At 61.0% G+C, this 19,811-nt stretch carries 13 protein-coding genes; all 13 read left to right on the plus strand.

The genetic code is table 11. From position 1 onward, the window contains the following. Positions 1-40: 40 nt before the first annotated feature. A complete protein-coding gene (locus tag AD664_RS10615; protein WP_161796106.1) occupies positions 41-1,114 on the plus strand; it encodes a flagellar basal body P-ring protein FlgI in 1,074 nt (357 codons plus the stop codon). A gap of 10 nt (positions 1,115-1,124) precedes the next feature. Then, positions 1,125-2,429, plus strand: coding sequence for a flagellar assembly peptidoglycan hydrolase FlgJ (gene flgJ / locus AD664_RS10620; RefSeq protein WP_042729467.1), 1,305 nt, complete (start codon positions 1,125-1,127; stop codon positions 2,427-2,429). A gap of 10 nt (positions 2,430-2,439) precedes the next feature. After that, entirely contained in the window at positions 2,440-4,506 is a 2,067-nt protein-coding gene (gene flgK / locus AD664_RS10625) for a flagellar hook-associated protein FlgK (RefSeq protein ID WP_053146450.1), read from the plus strand. 13 nt (positions 4,507-4,519) lie between these two features. Beyond that, positions 4,520-6,085, plus strand: a complete 1,566-nt coding sequence (locus AD664_RS10630; protein ID WP_053146453.1) for a flagellar hook-associated protein 3 — start codon at positions 4,520-4,522, stop codon at positions 6,083-6,085. Between the two features lie 108 nt (positions 6,086-6,193). Beyond that, entirely contained in the window at positions 6,194-9,775 is a 3,582-nt protein-coding gene (locus AD664_RS10635; RefSeq protein WP_053147049.1) for a glycosyltransferase, read from the plus strand. 63 nt (positions 9,776-9,838) lie between these two features. After that, positions 9,839-12,742, plus strand: a complete 2,904-nt coding sequence (locus tag AD664_RS10640) for a TIGR00180 family glycosyltransferase (protein WP_053146457.1) — start codon at positions 9,839-9,841, stop codon at positions 12,740-12,742. A gap of 318 nt (positions 12,743-13,060) precedes the next feature. Further along, positions 13,061-13,987, plus strand: a complete 927-nt coding sequence (locus AD664_RS10645) for a ketoacyl-ACP synthase III (protein WP_042729478.1) — start codon at positions 13,061-13,063, stop codon at positions 13,985-13,987. A gap of 336 nt (positions 13,988-14,323) precedes the next feature. Continuing rightward, the gene (locus tag AD664_RS10650) at positions 14,324-15,172 is read left to right on the plus strand and encodes a flagellin domain-containing protein (RefSeq protein WP_042729463.1); all 849 of its coding nucleotides are present in this window, start codon (positions 14,324-14,326) and stop codon (positions 15,170-15,172) included. Positions 15,173-15,244: 72 nt separating this feature from the next. Then, positions 15,245-15,610, plus strand: coding sequence for a flagellar protein FlaG (locus tag AD664_RS10655; protein ID WP_047737641.1), 366 nt, complete (start codon positions 15,245-15,247; stop codon positions 15,608-15,610). An 82-nt stretch (positions 15,611-15,692) separates the two neighbouring features. Beyond that, on the plus strand, positions 15,693-17,123 hold the full coding sequence (gene fliD / locus AD664_RS10660) for a flagellar filament capping protein FliD (protein ID WP_053146460.1): 1,431 nt from the start codon (positions 15,693-15,695) through the stop codon (positions 17,121-17,123). Positions 17,124-17,254: 131 nt separating this feature from the next. After that, a complete protein-coding gene (gene fliS / locus AD664_RS10665; protein ID WP_042732556.1) occupies positions 17,255-17,650 on the plus strand; it encodes a flagellar export chaperone FliS in 396 nt (131 codons plus the stop codon). Positions 17,651-17,661: 11 nt separating this feature from the next. Beyond that, on the plus strand, positions 17,662-17,958 hold the full coding sequence (locus AD664_RS10670) for a hypothetical protein (protein WP_042732557.1): 297 nt from the start codon (positions 17,662-17,664) through the stop codon (positions 17,956-17,958). Between the two features lie 169 nt (positions 17,959-18,127). Continuing rightward, entirely contained in the window at positions 18,128-19,603 is a 1,476-nt protein-coding gene (locus AD664_RS10675) for a sigma-54 dependent transcriptional regulator (RefSeq protein WP_042732558.1), read from the plus strand. The last annotated feature ends 208 nt before the right edge of the window (positions 19,604-19,811 follow it).

The raw sequence follows: 19,811 nt of genomic DNA on the forward strand, positions 1-19,811 counted from the left end.
GGCCCCGTTGAATCTTAAACAGCTGTTGCTCGGTGCGCTGATGATGTCGGCAGCCTTCGCCGCTCAAGCCGAGCGCCTGAAGGACATCGCCAGCATTTCCGGCGTGCGCTCCAACCAGTTGATCGGCTACGGCCTGGTCGTGGGCCTCAATGGCACCGGTGACCAGACCACCCAGACCCCGTTCACGCTGCAGACCTTCAACAACATGTTGTCGCAGTTCGGCATCAAGGTGCCGGCCGGTTCCGGCAACGTGCAGTTGAAGAACGTCGCGGCGGTGTCGGTCAGTGCCGACCTGCCGGCTTTCGCCAAGCCCGGCCAGCAGGTGGATATCACCGTTTCGTCCATCGGTAACTCCAAGAGCCTGCGCGGCGGTACCTTGCTGCTGACGCCGCTCAAGGGTATCGACGGCAACGTCTACGCCATCGCCCAGGGCAACCTGGTGGTGGGCGGCTTCGATGCCGAGGGCCGCGACGGTTCGAAGATCACTGTCAATGTTCCGTCGGCCGGTCGCATCCCGGGTGGTGCGTCGGTGGAACGTGCGGTGCCGAGTGGTTTCAACCAGGGCAACAGCCTGACGCTGAACCTCAACCGTTCCGACTTCACCACCGCCAAGCGCATCGTCGACAAGATCAACGACATGCTCGGCCCAGGCGTGGCCCAGGCCATCGACGGCGGCTCGATCCGGGTCACTGCGCCGCTGGATCCGAGCCAGCGGGTCGACTACCTGTCGATCCTGGAAAACCTCGAAGTCGATCCGGGCCAGGCCGTGGCGAAAGTCATCATCAATTCGCGCACCGGTACCATCGTGATCGGCCAGAACGTCAAGGTTTCACCGGCCGCCGTGACTCACGGCAGCCTGACCGTGACCATCACCGAAGACCCGATCGTCAGCCAGCCGGGTCCGTTGTCCAACGGCCAGACCGCCGTCGTGCCGCGGTCGCGGGTCAATGCCGAGCAGGAAGCCAAGCCGATGTTCAAGTTCGGCCCGGGCACCACCCTGGATGAAATCGTCCGGGCGGTTAACCAGGTCGGCGCGGCACCGGGCGACTTGATGGCGATCCTCGAAGCCTTGAAGCAGGCCGGCGCGTTGCAAGCCGACCTGATCGTGATCTGAGGGTCGAGCCATGGATATGCGCAAGGGCGCTTTGACCAGCGGCGACTCGGCGTCCTACTCGGACCTGAACCGCTTGAACCAACTCAAGGTTGGCGACAAGAACAGCGATGGCAACCTGCGCAAGGTGGCGCAGGAATTCGAGTCGCTGTTCCTCGGCGAAATGCTCAAGTCCATGCGTTCGGCCACCGAGGCCCTGGGCAAGGACAATCCGATGAATACGCCTGAAGCCAAGCAGTACCAGGAAATGTACGACCAGCAGTTGGCCGTTTCCATGTCCCGCGAAGGCGGCGGTATCGGCCTGGCCGACGTGCTGTTGCGCCAGATGTCCAAGAACAAGCCGCTGGCCCCGGGCGAAGCGGCCACGCTGTCGGCGGCCAAGCAGCAAGAGGCGCTGGACAAGGCGACCAAGGCGGCCGTGCCGACCCCGGTTGCCGCCGGCACCCTGCCCACGGACGGCCCGTTGTCGCGCACCAGCGGCCAGCGTCCACTGTGGGCCTCGCGGGCCGTCAGTGCACCGCAGGGCGCCGAGGGTGGTCATCGCAACGACATGGAACTGCTCAACCAGCGTCGCCTGGCCCTGCCGCCGAAGCTGGCCGACCGCCTGCTCGCGGGCCTGGTGCCTTCGGCCTCGGTCAATGCCGAGGCCCCGGCGCAGAACCTGCTGCCCGATCGTGCGGTCGCCGCCGTCAAGCCGGCGACCGGCGAGCTGGGCAACGGCGACTGGCTGGCCGCGCTCAAGGCGGCCGACGCGAAACCGGACATGCAGGTCTACGGCCGTGCCGTCGCGCAGCCGCCATTGGCGCCGGCTCGCAAGGCTTTCCGCGATGCCGACGAATTCGTCAACGCCATGTTGCCGATGGCCAAGGAAGCTGCGGACCGCATCGGTGTCGACCCACGCTACCTGGTGGCCCAGGCGGCCCTGGAAACCGGTTGGGGCAAATCCGTCATGCGCCAGCCCGATGGCAGCAGCAGCCACAACCTGTTCGGCATCAAGGCGAGCCAGAACTGGAAAGGCGATTCGGCGCGGGCGATCACCAGCGAGTTTCGCAATGGCGAGATGGTCAAGGAGACGGCCGAGTTCCGTTCCTATGCATCCTATCGCGACAGCTTCCACGACCTGGTCAATCTGCTGCAGAGCAATAGCCGCTATCAAGATGTGCTGAAGTCGGCCGATAACCCCGAACAGTTTGTACGCGAGTTGCAGAAGGCCGGTTATGCCACCGACCCGAACTACGCCCGCAAGATTTCGCATATAGCCCGGCAGATGACGAGTTACCAGAACTACGCATCGGCAGGCGCCACCACGACGTTATAAGGTCTGAACCATGAGTTTGCTCAATATAGGGATGTCAGGTCTGTCCACAAGCCAGACCGCGTTGGTGACCACGGGTAACAACATTGCCAACGTCGATACCGCCGGGTATTCGCGTCAGCAGACCGTGCAGACGACCAAGGCGTCGAACCAGTACGGCAACGTGTTCATCGGCTCTGGCACCACCCTGGCCGACGTGCGTCGGGTGTATAACGCCTACCTCGAAGCACAGCTCAAGACCACCACCTCGCTCAACAGCGATGCGGCGGCCTATCAGGGGCAGATCACGCCGCTCGATTCCCTGTTGTCCGACAGCGGCACAGGCCTGAACGGCGCTCTGACCAAGTTCTTCGCCTCGGTGCAGAACGTCAATGCCAAGCCGGGCGACGACGCGTCCCGCCAGTTGCTGCTCAGCGATGCCCAGGCCCTGAGCAACCGCTTCAACTCGGTGGCCAGCCAGTTGACCGCGCAGAACGACAACATCAACGGCAACCTGTCGAACATGGTCGACCAGATCAACAGCCTGGCCACCACCATTTCCCAGTTGAACAAGAAAATCGCCGAAGTCTCCAATTCGGGCGGTGCACCCAATGACCTGTTGGACTCGCGCGGCGAAGCCATTCGCCAGCTGTCGACCTTCACCGGCACCCAGGTCGTGGAGAACGGCAACAGCCTGGATATCTACCTGGGTTCCGGCCAGCCGCTGGTGATGGGCAACATCACCAACACCCTGCAAGCGGTGCCGGACAAGAACGATCCGGGGCGCATCGGCATCCAGCTCAACAGTGGCTCCAGTTCCATGGACCTGACCCAGGTGCTGACCGGCGGTGAGATCGGTGGCCTGATGCGCTACCGCAGCACCGTGCTCGACCCGGCCATGAACGAGCTGGGCCGTGTGGCGCTGGTCGTCGCCGACCAGATGAACAGCATCCAGGCCTCGGGTATCGACAAGAACGGTGCCTTCGGTTCCAACCTGTTCAGCAGCATCAACAGTGCCGCGCAGATGAGCCAGCGCAGCGTCGCCGCCCTGAACAACAGCGCCGGCGCCGGCAACTTCAACGTGTCCATCGAGGACACCGGCAAGCTGACCACCAACGACTACAAGATCACCTTTACCAGCGGCAGCGACTACACCGTCCAGCGCCTGCCCGATGGCACCTCGATGGGCGCGTTCAACACCGCGACCACGCCGCCACCGGTGGTCGATGGCTTCTCGCTGACCTTCGCCAACGGCACCGCGGCCGCCGGCGACTCGTTCAAGATCACCCCGACCCGCAATGCGGCGGGCAGCATCAAGACCGAGATGACCGATTCCAAGCGGCTGGCGATTGCCGCGCCGTTGGGCGCCGCCATCGCGGCGGGCGGCAGTGGCACGCTGACCATTCCAGCCAGTGGCCAGCCGGCGATGACCACCAAACTGGACATCTACGACGAAGCCACCACCAGCATCATCCAGAACGGTATCCAGAACTCGATGCCGGTCAAGGTGGTGTTCGGCGCGACCTCCGCCGATGGCACGAGCCAGGGTTACCAGTTGCTCGATGCCCAGGGCGGCACGATCAGCAGCGGCACGATCAAGCCTGGCCAGAGCAACACCCTGAGCCTGAGCGTTCCGCTCAAGGACGCCAGCGGCAACCCGATCATGGACTCGTCCGTCCCGCCGGTGCAGCGCACCGTCTCGTTCGACATGTCCATCGCCGGTGCGCCTTCCCAGGGGGCGGGCATCAACATCAGCCTCAGCCAGGCCGGCAGCCTGGACAACCGTAACGGCACCGTCCTGGCCGGTTTGCAGACCGCCAAGACCGTGGACACCAACTCCGGCAGCAAGGGCATTTCCCTGAACGATGCCTACGGCAAGCTGGTGGAAGGGGTCGGTGCCAAGGCCGCCCAGGGCAAGCTGGACAGCGCCGCCACCGGCGCCATCCTGAACAACGCCAAGAGCGCCCGCGACTCGCTCTCGGGCGTGGACCTGGACGAAGAGACCGGCAACCTGGTCAAGTTCCAGCAGTACTACACCGCGTCTTCGCAGATCATCAAGGCTGCGCAACAAATCTTCAGCACATTGATCAACAGTCTTTAAGGAGCCGTAGCCCATGCGCATTTCTACCTCTCAGTTTTACGAAAGCACGGCTGCGAACTACCAGAAGAACTTCGCCAATGTGGTCAAGACCAGCGAAGAGGCCAGCAGCCTGGTACGGGTGAACACGGCCGCCGATGATCCGGTGGGCGCTTCGCGTCTGCTGCAACTGGGCAACCAGGCGTCGATGCTTTCGCAATACGAAGCGAACGTCACCACGATCAAGGCGACCCTGGGCACCACCGAAGCGGTCATGACCAGCATCGGCAACGTGCTGCAACGTGCCAAGGAATTGGCCGTCAGCGCCGGCAACGCCGCCTACACCGACTCCGACCGCAAGGCGGTGGCCTCGGAATTGGGGTCGATCGAAGAGCAACTGCTGAGCCTGATGAACACCAAGGACGAGAACGGCAAGTACATCTTTGCCGGCTCCAAGGGCGACGTCGTACCGTTCACCCGCAACGACGACGGCACCTACAGCTACAACGGCGACCAGGTCACCCTGGACCTGCCGATCGGCGACACCATGTCCATGGCCACCAACAGCACCGGCTGGGAAGCCTTCCAGCAAGCCGTCAACACCAGCCGCAGCCAGGTCACCATGACTGCGCCAGCGGTGGATGACGGTCGCGTGGTGTTGACCAACGGCCAGGTCTCGTCCGCCGTGACCTACAACAGCCAGTTCCGCAGCGGCGAACCCTACACCGTGGAGTTCGCCAGCGGCACCCAGTTGAAAATCACCGATTCGAGCGGCAACGACGTGACGGCTGAAGCCAGCAAAGGCGGCGTCATCAACCCCAACACCCAGGCCGGGCAGACCGTGAGCTTTCGTGGTGTCGACCTGACCTTGAACGTCAACCTTCATACGGGCGACGCGGCAGGCACGGTGCTGCCTGGCCATACCTTCACCCTGGCGGCCAAGCCCGACAGCTTCACGCCGGCCCGCAGCCCGGGCAACACCACGACGACCCAGATCACCGGCAGCACCATCACCGACCCGGTGGCCTACCACGCCAGTTTCCCGTCGGGGTCGGCCGTGATGAAGTTCACCAGTGCCACGGATTTCGACCTGTACGCCGCGCCACTGACCGCCGACAGCAAGCCGGTATCCAGCGGCACCCTGGCAGGCAACGTCGCGACCGCCTCCGGCGTGAGCTTCACGCTCAACGGTGCCCCGGCCGCCAACGATCAGTTCAGCATCGCGGTCAACACCCACGAGACGCAAAACATCCTGGACACCGTGAACCAGTTGCGCTCGGCATTGGAAACGCCCGTCGATGGCAACAACATCGCCGGCCAGAAACTGAACGCGGCGCTGGCTTCGGCCATGGGTAACCTGGCCAGCGGCACTGACCAGTTGACCAGCGCGTTGAGTTCGGTCGGTGGTCGTGGCCAGTCCCTCGACACCCAGAGCGACACCAACCAGAGCTTTGTCCTGGCCAACTCCCAGACCCAGTCGGCGATTCGTGATTCCGACCCGGCCGAGGTGATGACTCGCCTGACCTTGCAGCAGACTATGCTGCAGGCATCGCAGTTGGCGTTCAGCAAGATCGCTCAATTGGGTCTGTTCAACAAAATCTGATCCGGGGCAGGGACCGTGACGCCAACGCGGTCCCTGACTCGCTCCTTATACGATTCAGGACGTCCTGCTCTCGCCTGAGTTGACGCCCGCCGGTTGAGAGCCATGCGTGTGAAATCAGCTCCTCTTGTCAGTATTGCCATCCCCGCGTTCAACCCACGCTTTTTCACTCTCGCTTTGCAAAGTGCGCTCGACCAGACCTACGAGAACCTGGAGATTGTCATCTGCGACGACTGTCGCACCGATGAAATCGAGCAGATTGTCCAGACCCTTGGCGCGGGTTCCAACGTCTCAGTGCGCTACCTGCTTAATCCGCAGCGCCTGGGATTCCAGCAGAACCTGTTGCGCTGCCTTGAAGAATCCCGGGGCGAATTCATCAAGTTCCTGTGCGATGACGACCAGTTGTTGCCGCTCTGCGTCAGCCAGCAGGCGGCGATGCTGCAGGAGCATGCGCAAGTGTCGTTGGTGGTGAGCAAGCATCACCTGATCGATGCCGACAATTACGCCTTGCCGATCCGCTTGGAAAACACCGGCATCACCCAGTTCGATGCGCTGTTCAACGGCACTGACATGCTGGCGTATTTCGAAAAAACCACCCGCAATATTCTCGGCGGCTTCAGTGGCGCATTGATGCGCCGCACCGATGCCGAGGCCTTGCTACCCGCGTTGGCGCGGGCCGGTGAAGGCTTCGAGGCTGTCCTCGACTTTGCCTTGTTCATCTGCCTGTTGCGCCGGGGCAACCTGGTCCAGCTTTATGCCGAGGGCAGCGGCCAGCGGTTGCATCCGGATCGCCTGGGGCGTCAGCCCAAGATGCTCGATGCGGCCACGGTGGAACTGAGCTGGCTCAAGGAAATGCTCGCCCAGCGCAGTGGCGAGCCGGCGCCCGCCAGTGGCTGGGTGCGTTACCAGACGTTGGGACAGCCCAAGGAGCCGGGGGCGCCGGAGTGGGAGGAGGTCAACGTCTACTCGATCATTGCGACCCGGCAGGGCGTTATCGGTTCGCAAGTCGGTACGGACATCGAAAGCTACGCAGACCTCTACGTGCAGTGGCTGGAGTGCCGGCGTTTCAGCCCATTGCGCAAGCAAGTCCTGTCTCGACAGATCGCCCGCTGGGCCTATCGTCCGAGGATCGTCCCCGTCATCATCGACGCGCAGGACGATGCCTATGCGCTGGGGATTACCCTGCAGAGTATTGCTGCCCAGGCCTATGCCTGCGAATCGGTGCTGGTGTTGTCCAATGGTCGCCAGTCACTGGACAACCATGTCCTGCGCCTTGGGCTGCAAGCAGATTGGGCGCAGCAGCTCAATGGCTTGCTGCCCCAGCTGGACGGTGCCGACTGGTTCTACCTGCTGCAGGCCGGCGATCGCCTGACCGAATCGGCGCTGTTGATAATGGCCGACCGGATTGTCGGTTCGCCGGGTGCGGTCTGTCTCTACAGCGATGAAGGCGCGCTGGTGGATGAAAAATCGGCCGAGCCGATCTTCAAGCCCGACTTCAACGTCGACCTCATGCGCGGCTATCCCTATGTCGGTCGGACACTGGCGTTCGAGCGCGAGCGATTCCTGGCCTCGGGTGGGTTCGATCCGAGCCTGGGCGAGTTGGCCCCCCATGACCTGGTCTGGCGACTGGTGGAAACGGACGGGCCGCAAGTCATTGGGCATATTCCCGAGGTCCAGGTCGAGTCGATGTTCTCGTTCGCCCAATGGCTCTCGCTGCCCGAGGTCATCGAGCAGAACGCCCGGCTGGTCGGCGCTCACCTGCAGCGCATCGGCGTACCGCACCGGTTGCATCCGGGGCCGCTCCTGGCGTTGATCCCGCGCATCGAATATCTGTTCGACGAGCGGCCGCTGGTGTCGATCGTCATCAGCGTCAAGGATGACCTGGGCGCGCTGGAGCGCTGCGTCAACAGCCTGATCAGCACGACCACGTATCCGCACTACGAAATCATCATCGTCGATAACGCCAGCGAGAACGCCGAGCTGCAGCATTGGTTGCGGGCAATGGCCGAATTGGGCAGCGACACCCTGCGAATATTCACCCACCCGGGAAGCGACAACGAAGCCGTTATCCGCAACTTCGCCGTGCAGCAGGCCCGCGGTGAATACCTGTTGTTGCTCAACCCCAATTGCATCGTGCTGGAAGCCGCCTGGCTGGACGAGCTGCTCAATCATGGGCAGCGTCCCGAGGTTGGCATCGTCGGGCCCCGCACACTCAACCAGCAAGGGCGGGTCATCGACTCCGGCATGATCATGGGGCTCGGTGGCCTGGCGGGCAGGGCCTTTGTCAACGAGTCGGTCACGTCAGGCGGCTATATGCAACGCTTGCAGACCGTGCAGAACTGGAGCGCTGTCGGTGATCACTGCCTGTTGGTGCGCAAGCAGGTGCTGGAGGAGACCGGTGGGTTCGATGAGTCGATCACGACGCAGCGCATCAACGCCCTGGAACTGTGCCAGCAGGTCGGGAAAAACGGTTACCTGATCGTCACCACCCCTTACAGCGACGTGGTGCTGGCGTCTGGCGTGGAAGCCAGTCGCGATGCCTCCTGGAAGCAGCGGTTGGAGCTCGAACAGGAGGCGTTCTATCAGCGCTGGTTGCCCAGGATCGCCAATGATCCTGCCTACAACCGTAACCTGACCCTGACCGGGAAAAGCTTCAGCCTCGAACCCGGCCCCCGCACCGGCTGGAATCCGTTGATTACCCGCAACGTGCCTTCGATCCTGGGGATGGCGGTCAATACCTCGGCGGTGGGGCACTACCGGGTCAGCCAGCCGTTGTTCGAACTGGAAGCGGCAGGGCGGATCGTGGGACGTGTTGCCTACGATACGCCCTCGATCATCGATATCGAGCGTCAGTCACCCGATGTGATCGTGCTTCAAGGTCGCTATAACGTGGGTAAGTTCAAGGACATCGCTCAGGTCAAGAATTACTCCAAGGCCATGCGCATCTACGAATTGGATGACTACATCGCCAACGTCCCGGAAAAAAACGAACACCGTCGCAATATGCCTGACAACCTCGAAGACTTGCTGCGCCGGGGAATCGCCCAGTGTGATCGGGTGGTGGTTTCCACCCATCCGCTGGCGGACGTCTTGTCCAGCATGCACCACGATATTCGCGTGGTGCCGAACATGTTGGCGGCCGGCCTGTGGCACCAGCTCAGAAGCCTGCGTGCCACCTCCAGCAAGCCGCGTATCGGTTGGGGCGGCGGCACCAGCCATCGTGGCGACCTGGAGCTCATTGCAGATGTCGTGCGTGAACTGGCTGACGAAGTCGAATGGGTTTTCTTCGGCATGTGCCCGGATCTGCTCAAGCCCTATATCCATGAGTTTCATCCTGGCGTGAGCCTGGCGGCGTATCCGGCGAAGCTTGCCAGCCTGAACCTTGACCTGGCCCTGGCGCCGCTTGAGTTTCATGTTTTCAATGACTGCAAGAGCAACCTTCGCCTGCTGGAGTACGGTGCGTGCGGCTATCCGGTCATTTGCTCGGATACCGAAGCTTACCGGGGGCATTTGCCTTGTACGCGGATTCTCACCAACAGCAGCGAAGAATGGCTGGAGGCGATCCGCATGCACCTGGCAGACCCGATTGCCAGTTACCGGATGGGCGACGAATTACGTGAAGTGGTGCTGCGCGACTTTATCTTGCGCGGCGATAACCTGCAGTACTGGGCCAACGGCTGGCTGCCGGATTGATGGGTTTCAACCTTGAAACTCCCGGTGTCGCTGATGCGGTCACCCACTCGTTAAGGAATGAATATGCAAAGCAATGTCCCAACAGGATCGTCTGCGCCGTTGAATGAACGGTTGACCCTGGTGCTGCTCGCTCACGACCAGTCGACTGCCCTGCGGCGGGCGTTGCACCACTACCGCAACGGTTCATTCGCCGTGCTGGTCATCGACTCGTCCAGCCAATCCGGCGGCGACATCACGGCAGCGTTCCCAGGCGTGCAATACCTGCACGCACCCACGGCCATTGGTTTCGGCGACAAGGTTCGCCAGGCTGTCGAGCGCGTCGCCACGCCTTACCTGGCAGTTGCCGATGCCGAGGACTTCCTGCTGCCCCAGGCGCTCGAGCAGGCGTTGCAGTTCCTTGAAGCACACCCCGACTACAGTGCCTGCCAGGGCTACAGCCTGGCGTTCGAGGCCCACGCTGATCGTGTCGACTACTACCTGCTCGATCGCAAGAGCAGTGACGACTACCACGGTGCATCGGCCGAAGCGCGACTGGCCGCGTTTGCCGAAGATTGCCCGTCGCTGGCCAATGCCCTCGTGCGCACTGAAACCCTGCGGCGCAGCTACGCGTCGCTGCCCACCGGTTTTGAGTCACGATTGCAGGAAGCCGGCCATTCCTATGGTGTGGTGAGCGAAGCCTCGGTGCGCTTGCTGGACATTCCGTACGGTGTGCATGAACGCGGTCGCGTGGCGCCGCCGCGAAGCCCGTCCGCAGTGCCGGGTTCCCAGGACTTGCGCGCGACCGCCGAACAGGAACGCCTGGCCACGACGTTGGCTGGCGCATTGGGTGCGGGAGCCTCGACGCGCGAGCACGCCAAGACCATCGTGAAGAAACTGGCCGAGCGCGCGGTGCCGCAGTCCGGCAAGCTGTTGGAGTCTTGCTGGGATTCGCGGCGTGGCGAACCGGTTCGCCGGTTCGAACCGACGCAATACGTTGAGATGCCTTTCTATAACCGGGCGTTCTTTGACGAGCTCACCGACCTGGAATTCCTGCTTCATGCGGCGCCAAGCGGGCAGGTGCAGTTGAGGGAGCTGGAAGCGGTCATGCTCAAGCAGAAGGAGCTGTCTCGCCCCCAGCGCAATGCCAGCGCCGAGCCGCTTGATGAACAACTGGCGAGGGCTTTCCTGAGCTATGCGTTCAACCAGGACCTGATCGAGCAACTGCTCGAACTCATGCAGGCCAAGGGTGACAAGCGCTACGTGCAAATGCTCCAGGCCTGGGACCAACGGCTCAAGGCGGCGGCGTTTGAAAATACCGCGAGGCTGTTCGACACCACGCGCTCCGGCCAATTGCTGGCTTGGCTCGAAGCGCGCGAACCGAGCGCCAGTGACGCCCGGAAAGTCTCCAAGTACCTGGCCGCTCGCAACGGTGGTCCGTCGTTCGGCATTTTGATCCTGGACCTGGAAGCCGACATCTTCAAAATGCAGGCAACGTTCGACAGCGTCATCAATGGCTATTGCCGGGCGTTCAAGATTGTTGTGTTTACCACCGGCGATCTGCCGGCCGAGACCACGTCAAAGAATGTCCTGCATTTCGTCAAGGTCAACGAAAGCAACTACGTCGACAAGATCAACCAGGTGGTCAGCCAAAGCGATTGCGATTGGATGGTCATGGCCGAGGCCGGTGATGAACTGACGCCGGGCGGCCTGTTCCGCGCGGGTTTGGAATTGCTGGGCGCTCCACAGTGCCAGGCTGTGGCAATGGATGAGTTCCAACGTCAGCCCGACGGGACGCTGGCCGATGTGTTCCGGCCAGGGTTCAACCTCGACTTGCTGCTGAACGCCCCGGCCTTGATGGCTCGTCATTGGCTGGTACGTCGCGACACGTTGGTGAGGCTCGGCGGCTATTCCCGCGAGTTCAAGCAAGCGATGGAATTCGACCTGCTGTTGCGTTTGATCGAGCAGGACGGCCTGGAAGGGCTTGCCCACCTGGATGAGCCTTTGCTGACCTGCCAGGCGCCGGCGGTGGAAGACAACGCCGATGAACGCAAGACATTGCTGCGTCACCTGGCGGTGCGTGGTTATCAAGCCGATGTGAGCGCGTCGGTGCCGGGGACACACAAGATCGACTACCGCTTTGCCGAGCGTCCGATGGTGTCGATCATCGTCCATGGCATCACCGACCTGACGCCGCTGCAGCGCTGCCTGCTCAGCGTGCTGCAACGCACCCGGTATCAGCGCTACGAGGTGTTGGTCCCACTCGTGGCGACCGAGCACGCGACGCTGCGCACCTGGCTCGGTGGCCAGGGGCATCAGGCCAGTCGAGTGCGGTTGCTGGAGATCGAACCCGGCGTTGCGACAGGGTCGTTGATCAACGCTGTCAGCCAGGAGGCCAAGGGTGACTATCTGGTGACCCTGGCGGCCGACAGCGAGGTGCTCAACGTCAACTGGATCGAGTCGTTGCTCAACCAGGCCTTGCGTCCGGAAGTCGGTGTGGTCGGCGCCAGGCTGATCGAGCGCGATGGGCGTATCAGCCAGGCTGGCTTGATCCTGGGCTTGAATGACGAGGTGGGCTCGCCTTTCATCGGCGAGTCGAAGACCGCCAAGGGCTACATGAACAGGTTGGTGGTCGAGCAGAACTGTTCGGCGGTGTCGTTCGCCTGCCTGATGATTTCCCGGCAGTTGTTCAACGCGGCCGACGGCATCGACAGCGGACTGTTCGACGAGGCCCTGGGGGATGTCGACCTGTGCCTCAGGGTGGGCCAGGCGGGTTACCTGACGGTCTGGACGCCCCATGTGCAGGTGATTCAGTCCGGCGTGCTGGCCAGTACGCCCGAGGCGCTTGCGGCGCTGCGTGGCAAGTGGTCCGGGGCGTTCGCTCAGGATCGCTTCTACAACGCCAACCTGTCGCTGCAAGGTGCGGGTTTCGCCCTGGGACCGGTGCGCAACGTACCGTGGACCGACCTGCTGGACGAGCCTGCCGCCTGACCTCGCTGCTCAGTGCCGGCAGGGCGAACCTGCCGGCACGCTTGCCGAACTATCCCACCTATCACCCGATGCCTGCCCGCAGTCTCTGACGGACGCGGGCAATGACACGGCTTCGTTTGTCATGAAAAAATGCCTCTGCGGGACAAAACGGCGTGACGCATAGGTCATAAAGTGCATCTTCACTGTATTGTATTCCGCGGAGTGGAGGCCCGTTCGTTTGCCTGGCAATGGCCTGCGCCCTTGGAAATCAACCATTTTGAAGCGCCCCTGAGCTTTTGGGGGTGGAACCTAGTCGCAGTTTATGATCGGGAAGCCATGATGATTGGCATAAAAAGCATAGCGAGTTACGTGCCGACCGCTGGCGTGGATAACTACGCTCAGGGTGCCAAATTCGAGAAGGATGAGGAGTTCATCCTTGGCAAGATCGGTTCGGCGTTCCTGCCGCGCAAAGATGCCGACCAGGAAACCTCGGACCTGTGTGTCGAAGCCGTGAACGCCTTGTTCGCCAACAACCCGCAGCTGTCGCGCGAGTCCATCGACGCGCTGATCGTGGTCACCCAGAACGGTGACGAAGAAGGGCTGCCCCATACCGCGGCCATCGTGCAGGACAAGCTGGGACTGCCGACCCACGTGGCGGCATTCGATATCTCGCTAGGCTGCTCGGGCTATGTCTACGGTATCTACGCTCTCAAAGGCTTCATGGAGGCCGCTGGGCTGAAGAATGGCCTGTTGGTGACGGCTGACCCTTATTCGAAGATCGTCGACCCTGAAGACCGCAATACCACCATGCTGTTCGGCGATGCCGCCACGGCCACCTGGATGGCCGAAGGGGCCAACTGGCAGCTGGGCAAGTCCAAGTTCGGCACCGACGGCTCCGGCGCGCCGCACTTGAAGGTCAGCGACGGGGTGTTTTTCATGAACGGCCGCCAGGTGTTCAATTTTGCCTTGTTGAAGGTGCCGGCCCATTTGCATGAGCTGCTCGATGAATCCTCGCTGCAAGCCAGCGACATCGATGCCTTCTGCATCCACCAGGGCAGCGCGGCGATCGTCGATGCCGTGGCGCGCCGTTTCGAGGGTGAGCCCGAGAAGTTCATCAAGGACATGGTCGAGACCGGCAACACCGTGTCGTCGAGCATTCCGCTGCTGCTGGAAAAGCACGTGCTGGATGCCGACTGGAAGCGCGTGGCGATCAGCGGTTTCGGCGTGGGCCTGTCGTGGGGATCGGCGATTCTCTATCGCGACTGATTCACAGCGGAACATAAATATGGGAGCGGGCTTGCCCGCGAAGGCGTCGGTACTTCAGCACAGATACAAGCTGATCCAGCGCCTTCGCGAGCAAGCCCGCTCCCATTTTTTTGCCTGCGATTTCATGGATCAGGTTTTTGACGCCATTTTTCAGCGCTTCGCTCCACGCTAAGCCCTTGTTTATCAAGGGGTGGCAGTCTGCTAGCAAATTTTTTGAAAAAAGCCCTCAAGCAAGTTCCCAACCCGACGATAACTATTACGAAGGTTCTCTAGGCCACACCCCGGCGGTTGCCAAAGGGCCGGAAGCCGCAGTACCCAACCAACGAGGAATTCGTCATGGCTTTAACAGTAAACACCAACACTACTTCGCTGAACGTTCAGAAGAACTTGAACCGTGCTTCCGACGCTCTCTCCACTTCGATGACTCGTCTGTCTTCCGGCCTGAAAATCAACAGCGCCAAAGACGACGCCGCCGGCCTGCAGATCGCTACCCGTATGACCTCGCAAATCCGCGGTCAGACCATGGCAATCAAAAACGCCAACGACGGTATCTCCATGGCGCAGACTGCTGAAGGCGCGATGCAAGAGCAAACCAACATTCTGCAGCGTATGCGTGAACTGGCCATCCAGTCCCGTAACGATAGCAACAGCGCAGATGACCGTATCGCTCTGAACAAAGAGTTCTCGCAGATGAGCGACGAACTGACCCGTATCGCCAACAGCACCAACCTGAACGGCAAGAACCTGCTCGACGGTACTGCTAGCACCATGACCTTCCAGGTTGGTTCGAACACCGGTTCCGACAACCAGATCTCCCTGACCCTGAGCGCCAGCTTCGACGCCGCGGCCCTGGGTGTTGACTCGGCCATCACCATCGTTGGTTCCGACAGCGCTACTGCTGAAACCAACTTCTCGGCCGCAATGGACGCAATCACCAGCGCGATCGACACCATCAACAGTGCTCGTGCCGACCTCGGTGCTGCTCAGAACCGTTTCGCCAGCACCATCTCCAACCTGCAGAACATCAACGAAAACGCCAGTGCTGCACTGGGTCGCGTACAAGATACCGACTTCGCTGCTGAAACTGCACAACTGACCAAGCAGCAGACTCTGCAGCAAGCGTCGACTTCGGTTCTGGCCCAGGCCAACCAACTGCCATCCGCTGTACTGAAGCTGCTTCAGTAATAGCTGGATGAGTTTTAGCGGGGGAGTGCGCATGCGTGCTCTCTCGCTTTTTCCGTTCAAGAGGTGATGGACATGGATATGAGCGTGAAGCTGAACTTGTCTTATCCAGCGGCGAAGCCGACGCCTACAGTGGCCGACAAGCCAGTGGAGAAGCCTCAAGCCGATGTTGTTTCCGTGGCACCGGTCAAGGAAACTCCCAAGGACGCTGCTGCCGAGCAAGACAAACTCAAGAAGGCCGTTCAGGAAATCGAGAAGTTCGTCCAGTCGGTCAAGCGTAATCTGGAGTTCTCTATTGATGAGCCTTCAGGCAAAGTAGTGGTCAAAGTCATCGCCAGCGGTTCCGGTGAAGTGATTCGCCAGATCCCGAACGAAGAAGTTCTGAAACTGGCGAACAGTTTGAATGATGCAAACAGCTTGTTGTTCAGCGCTGAAGCCTGACAATCGGCACGAATTTCGTTGCTATGTACTTTTGGGCGTTGTAGGGGTCAAAAGGCCGGCGACACACTGAAGGGAGTTCCTCATGGCAAGTCCAATTCTACCTGGCCTGGGGCTGGGTTCTGGCCTTAATACGACTGAGATCGTCAAGGCGCTGGTCGATTCCGACAAGGCTGCCAAGCAAGGTCAGATCACCCGAGCCACCACCACGACTAGCAACAGTATCTCGGGGGTCGGAACCCTGAAGTCGTTGCTGGCAGCCTTCAACACCGCCATGAAGGACTTGGGCAACACCAAGAACCCGCAATTCGCGGGTTTCGCCGCAACCTCTTCCGTCCCCGGTGTCCTCACGGCTACCGCCAGCAACACGGCCGTGAACGGCACTTACGCCATCAAGGTCACCAACCTCGCCACGGCGTCCAAGGTCACCTCGGCGGCTTTCGCCGGCGGTACGACCAGTGCGATCCCTTCCGGCACGCTGACCATCGCGCAGAAGGGGGTCAACTACAACCTCAACGTGCCGGATGGTTCGACCCTGCAATCGGTGCGTGACGCGATCAACGCCGACTCGTCCATGAAGGCCGCCGGTTTGAGCGCCAACATCGTGACCGACTCCTTCGGTTCGCGGCTGGTGCTGGGTTCCACCACCACTGGCGCAGGTTCCGACATTTCGGTCAGCGGTATCGCCGGGCTGGAGATCGACGGGAGCAACGTCGTGGGTGCCAACGGTGCTGCGCTGACGGCCACTTCGGCGGGCGCTATCGGTGCCTTGGCCCAAGATGCCGTGTTTTCCGTCGACGGCATGAAGCTGACCAGCGCAAGCAATACCGTGAGCACGGCGATTTCCGGACTGACCCTGAATCTGGTCGGAGTGCCAGGAGACGGAACGTCAACCGTTACCGTTGCGCCGAACAATGATGGCCTGAAAGCCTCGATCCAGAAATTTGTCGACGCCTACAACGCGGTCGCCAACAGCGTCACTGCGCTGACCAAGCCGTCCCTGGACGATGATGGTAATCCGACGATACCGGCCAAGCTCACCGGTGACTCTTTGCCTCGCTCGCTCCTGGCGACGATCCGCGAACCGTTGTCCCAGACGGGCGCTGGCGACAAGCTCACAGTGCTGGCCCAGCTGGGTATTACCACCGACCAGAAGACGGGCGCGTTGAACTTCGATACCACCAAGTTCAACACGGCCATGAATGACAAGAAGCTCAGCGGTGAAGTCCAGACGATGTTCACCGGTACCAACGGTTTGCTGGAGCGCATGGGCAAGGCGATCGAACCCTTCACCCAGACCGGCGGCATTCTCGACCAGCGGACCTCTGCGCTGACCAAGACCCAGACCCGGCTCAAGAGCGATCAGGCGGCCCTGGATCGTCGGGTCGAGACCTTGACGGCCTCGTTGACCAAGAAGTACAACGACATGGACACCCTGGTCGGCAAGCTGAAGGCCACGGCCAGTAACATCACTTCGATGTTTGAGGCTCTGACGGCGCAACAGCGAAACAGCTGATTTCGACCGATGCAAAAAAGCCCGGCAACGTTTTGACAGCGTTCCGGGCTTTCGGCTTTTCGGTCTAAAGTTTTTTGACGCAGCGTCGATACGCTGTTTATACGAACCGAAGATTTTTGATGAGGTAGAACATGAATCCGATGTTGGCCCTTCGCCAATACCAGAAGATTGGCGCCCAGGCGCAAACCTCCGAGGCAAGTCCCCATCGTCTGGTGCAGATGCTCATGGAAGGTGGGCTGGACCGTATTGCCCAGGCCAAGGGCGCGATGGAGCGCAAGGACATCGCCAGCAAAGGCATCCTGATCAGCAAGGCCATCGGCATCATCGGCGGCCTGCGCGAAGGGCTGGACCTGGAAAACCAGGCCGAGTCGGTGACGGAGCTGGACAACCTGTATGCCTACATGATCAAGCGTCTGACCGACGCCAACATCCAGACCGACCCGAAGATCCTCGACGAAGTCGCCGATCTGCTGCGCACGGTCAAAGAAGGCTGGGATGGCATCGCCGCGCCTGGTCCGCAATTCTAAGGAGCACTCTCATGAGTCTTGTCTTGCAACGAATAGAACAAACCCGTGATGCGTTGGTCGATGCCCTGGCACAGCGCAACTGGGAGGCAATCGGTCAGTTGGACTTGACGTGCCGTTCGTGCATGGAAGACGTCCTGAGTGAATCCGGGGTGGACGAGGCGACGTTGCGTAACAATCTTGAGGAGTTGCTGGGGGTCTACAAGCAGTTGCTCGAGGCGGCGACAGGGGAGCGACAGGCAATCGTCGACGAGATGTCGCAAGTCCATCAAGCACAGAACGCTGCAAAGGTTTACCATCTGTTCGGTTAATGCTCAGTTAATCCAACGCCGCTGCGCCATAAATTTGACTGTGCACGGTTTTTTGACTTAACTAGTATCTGTTTACAGATTTGAGGCGTCTACAGGCATGACAAGTCTGCAAGCGTCTAGCTTGCCCCCTAATTTCGGGCATTGGGTTGACTAGGGAAGTTGCTATTGCATGTGGCGTGAAACCAAAATTCTCCTGATCGATGACGATAGCGTTCGCCGCCGTGACCTGGCGGTGATCCTGAATTTTCTTGGCGAAGAAAATCTGCCCTGCGGCAGCCATGACTGGCAGCAGGCCGTCGGCTCCTTGTCGTCCAGCCGTGAAGTCATTTGTGTCCTTATCGGGACCGTAAATGCTCCCGCAACGCTATTGGGCTTGTTAAAGACACTCTCAACCTGGGATGAGTTCCTTCCGGTTTTGTTGATGGGCGAAAATTCTTCCCTTGACTTGCCAGAAGACCAGCGTCGCCGTGTGCTTTCCACGCTCGAAATGCCGCCCAGCTACAGCAAGTTGCTGGATTCGCTGCACCGTGCGCAGGTCTATCGCGAGATGTACGACCAGGCCCGCGAGCGTGGCCGGCACCGCGAACCCAATCTTTTCCGCAGCCTCGTCGGCACCAGCCGGGCCATCCAGCACGTCCGCCAGATGATGCAGCAGGTCGCCGATACCGATGCCAGCGTGCTGATCCTGGGCGAGTCGGGCACCGGCAAGGAAGTGGTCGCGCGCAACCTGCATTACCATTCCAAGCGCCGCGAAGCGCCGTTCGTGCCGGTCAATTGCGGAGCGATTCCGGCCGAATTGCTGGAAAGCGAACTGTTCGGCCATGAGAAGGGCGCCTTCACCGGTGCCATCACCAGCCGCGCCGGGCGTTTCGAGCTGGCCAATGGCGGCACACTGTTTCTCGATGAAATCGGCGACATGCCCCTGCCGATGCAGGTCAAGCTGCTGCGGGTCTTGCAGGAGCGTACATTCGAGCGCGTGGGCAGCAACAAGACCCAAAGCGTCGATGTACGAATCATTGCCGCGACCCACAAGAATCTCGAGAGCATGATCGAGATCGGCAGTTTCCGCGAAGACCTCTATTATCGCCTCAACGTATTCCCGATCGAAATGGCGCCGCTGCGTGAGCGGGTCGAAGACATTCCGCTGCTGATGAATGAATTGATTTCGCGCATGGAGCACGAGAAGCGCGGTTCGATCCGCTTCAACTCGGCAGCGATCATGTCCTTGTGCCGGCATGGCTGGCCGGGCAACGTCCGCGAGCTGGCCAATTTGGTGGAGCGCATGGCGATCATGCACCCGTACGGGGTGATCGGTGTGAACGAACTGCCGAAGAAATTCCGCTATGTCGACGATGAAGACGAGCAGATGGTCGACAGCCTGCGCAGTGATCTGGAAGAGCGGGTGGCGATCAACGGCCACACGCCGGACTTCACCGCCAATGCCCTGCTGCCACCCGAAGGCCTGGACCTCAAGGACTACCTTGGCGGCCTGGAGCAAGGGCTGATCCAGCAAGCCCTGGACGACGCCAACGGGATTGTCGCCCGTGCTGCGGAACGCCTGCGTATTCGCCGGACCACCCTGGTGGAAAAAATGCGCAAATACGGCATGAGCCGACGCGAGGGTGATGAACAGGCGGATGATTGACGCCTGTTTTCCACGCGCGTGATTGTTGAAGGTGGGGGCGTTTGCCCTTGCTGGTTCGCCTGACAGGCTCTAAACAGGGCCGCTGCGCGTCCTGGCGGGAGCAAGCGCCCTCGCTACACATGCACTTTTTCTTTGCTCTTTGTCTCGGCACGGGTATTGCTACACCCCTCGCAACGTTCCGTTTAACTGACGGTCAGCCAAGCGAGAG

It is taken from the genome of Pseudomonas sp. P97.38, assembly GCF_001269745.1.
Taxonomy (GTDB): domain Bacteria; phylum Pseudomonadota; class Gammaproteobacteria; order Pseudomonadales; family Pseudomonadaceae; genus Aquipseudomonas; species Aquipseudomonas chlororaphis_E.

Excerpts from the sequence above, each read along its gene's own strand:
- AD664_RS10615 (WP_161796106.1), top strand. The coding sequence starts at position 41 with ATGATGTCGGCAGCCTTCGCCGCTCAAGCCGAGCGCCTGAAGGACATC.
- flgJ (WP_042729467.1), top strand. The coding sequence starts at position 1,125 with ATGGATATGCGCAAGGGCGCTTTGACCAGCGGCGACTCGGCGTCCTAC.
- flgK (WP_053146450.1), top strand. The coding sequence starts at position 2,440 with ATGAGTTTGCTCAATATAGGGATGTCAGGTCTGTCCACAAGCCAGACC.
- AD664_RS10630 (WP_053146453.1), top strand. The coding sequence starts at position 4,520 with ATGCGCATTTCTACCTCTCAGTTTTACGAAAGCACGGCTGCGAACTAC.
- AD664_RS10640 (WP_053146457.1), top strand. The coding sequence starts at position 9,839 with ATGCAAAGCAATGTCCCAACAGGATCGTCTGCGCCGTTGAATGAACGG.
- AD664_RS10645 (WP_042729478.1), top strand. The coding sequence starts at position 13,061 with ATGATTGGCATAAAAAGCATAGCGAGTTACGTGCCGACCGCTGGCGTG.
- AD664_RS10650 (WP_042729463.1), top strand. The coding sequence starts at position 14,324 with ATGGCTTTAACAGTAAACACCAACACTACTTCGCTGAACGTTCAGAAG.
- AD664_RS10655 (WP_047737641.1), top strand. The coding sequence starts at position 15,245 with ATGGATATGAGCGTGAAGCTGAACTTGTCTTATCCAGCGGCGAAGCCG.
- fliD (WP_053146460.1), top strand. The coding sequence starts at position 15,693 with ATGGCAAGTCCAATTCTACCTGGCCTGGGGCTGGGTTCTGGCCTTAAT.
- fliS (WP_042732556.1), top strand. The coding sequence starts at position 17,255 with ATGAATCCGATGTTGGCCCTTCGCCAATACCAGAAGATTGGCGCCCAG.
- AD664_RS10670 (WP_042732557.1), top strand. The coding sequence starts at position 17,662 with ATGAGTCTTGTCTTGCAACGAATAGAACAAACCCGTGATGCGTTGGTC.
- AD664_RS10675 (WP_042732558.1), top strand. The coding sequence starts at position 18,128 with ATGTGGCGTGAAACCAAAATTCTCCTGATCGATGACGATAGCGTTCGC.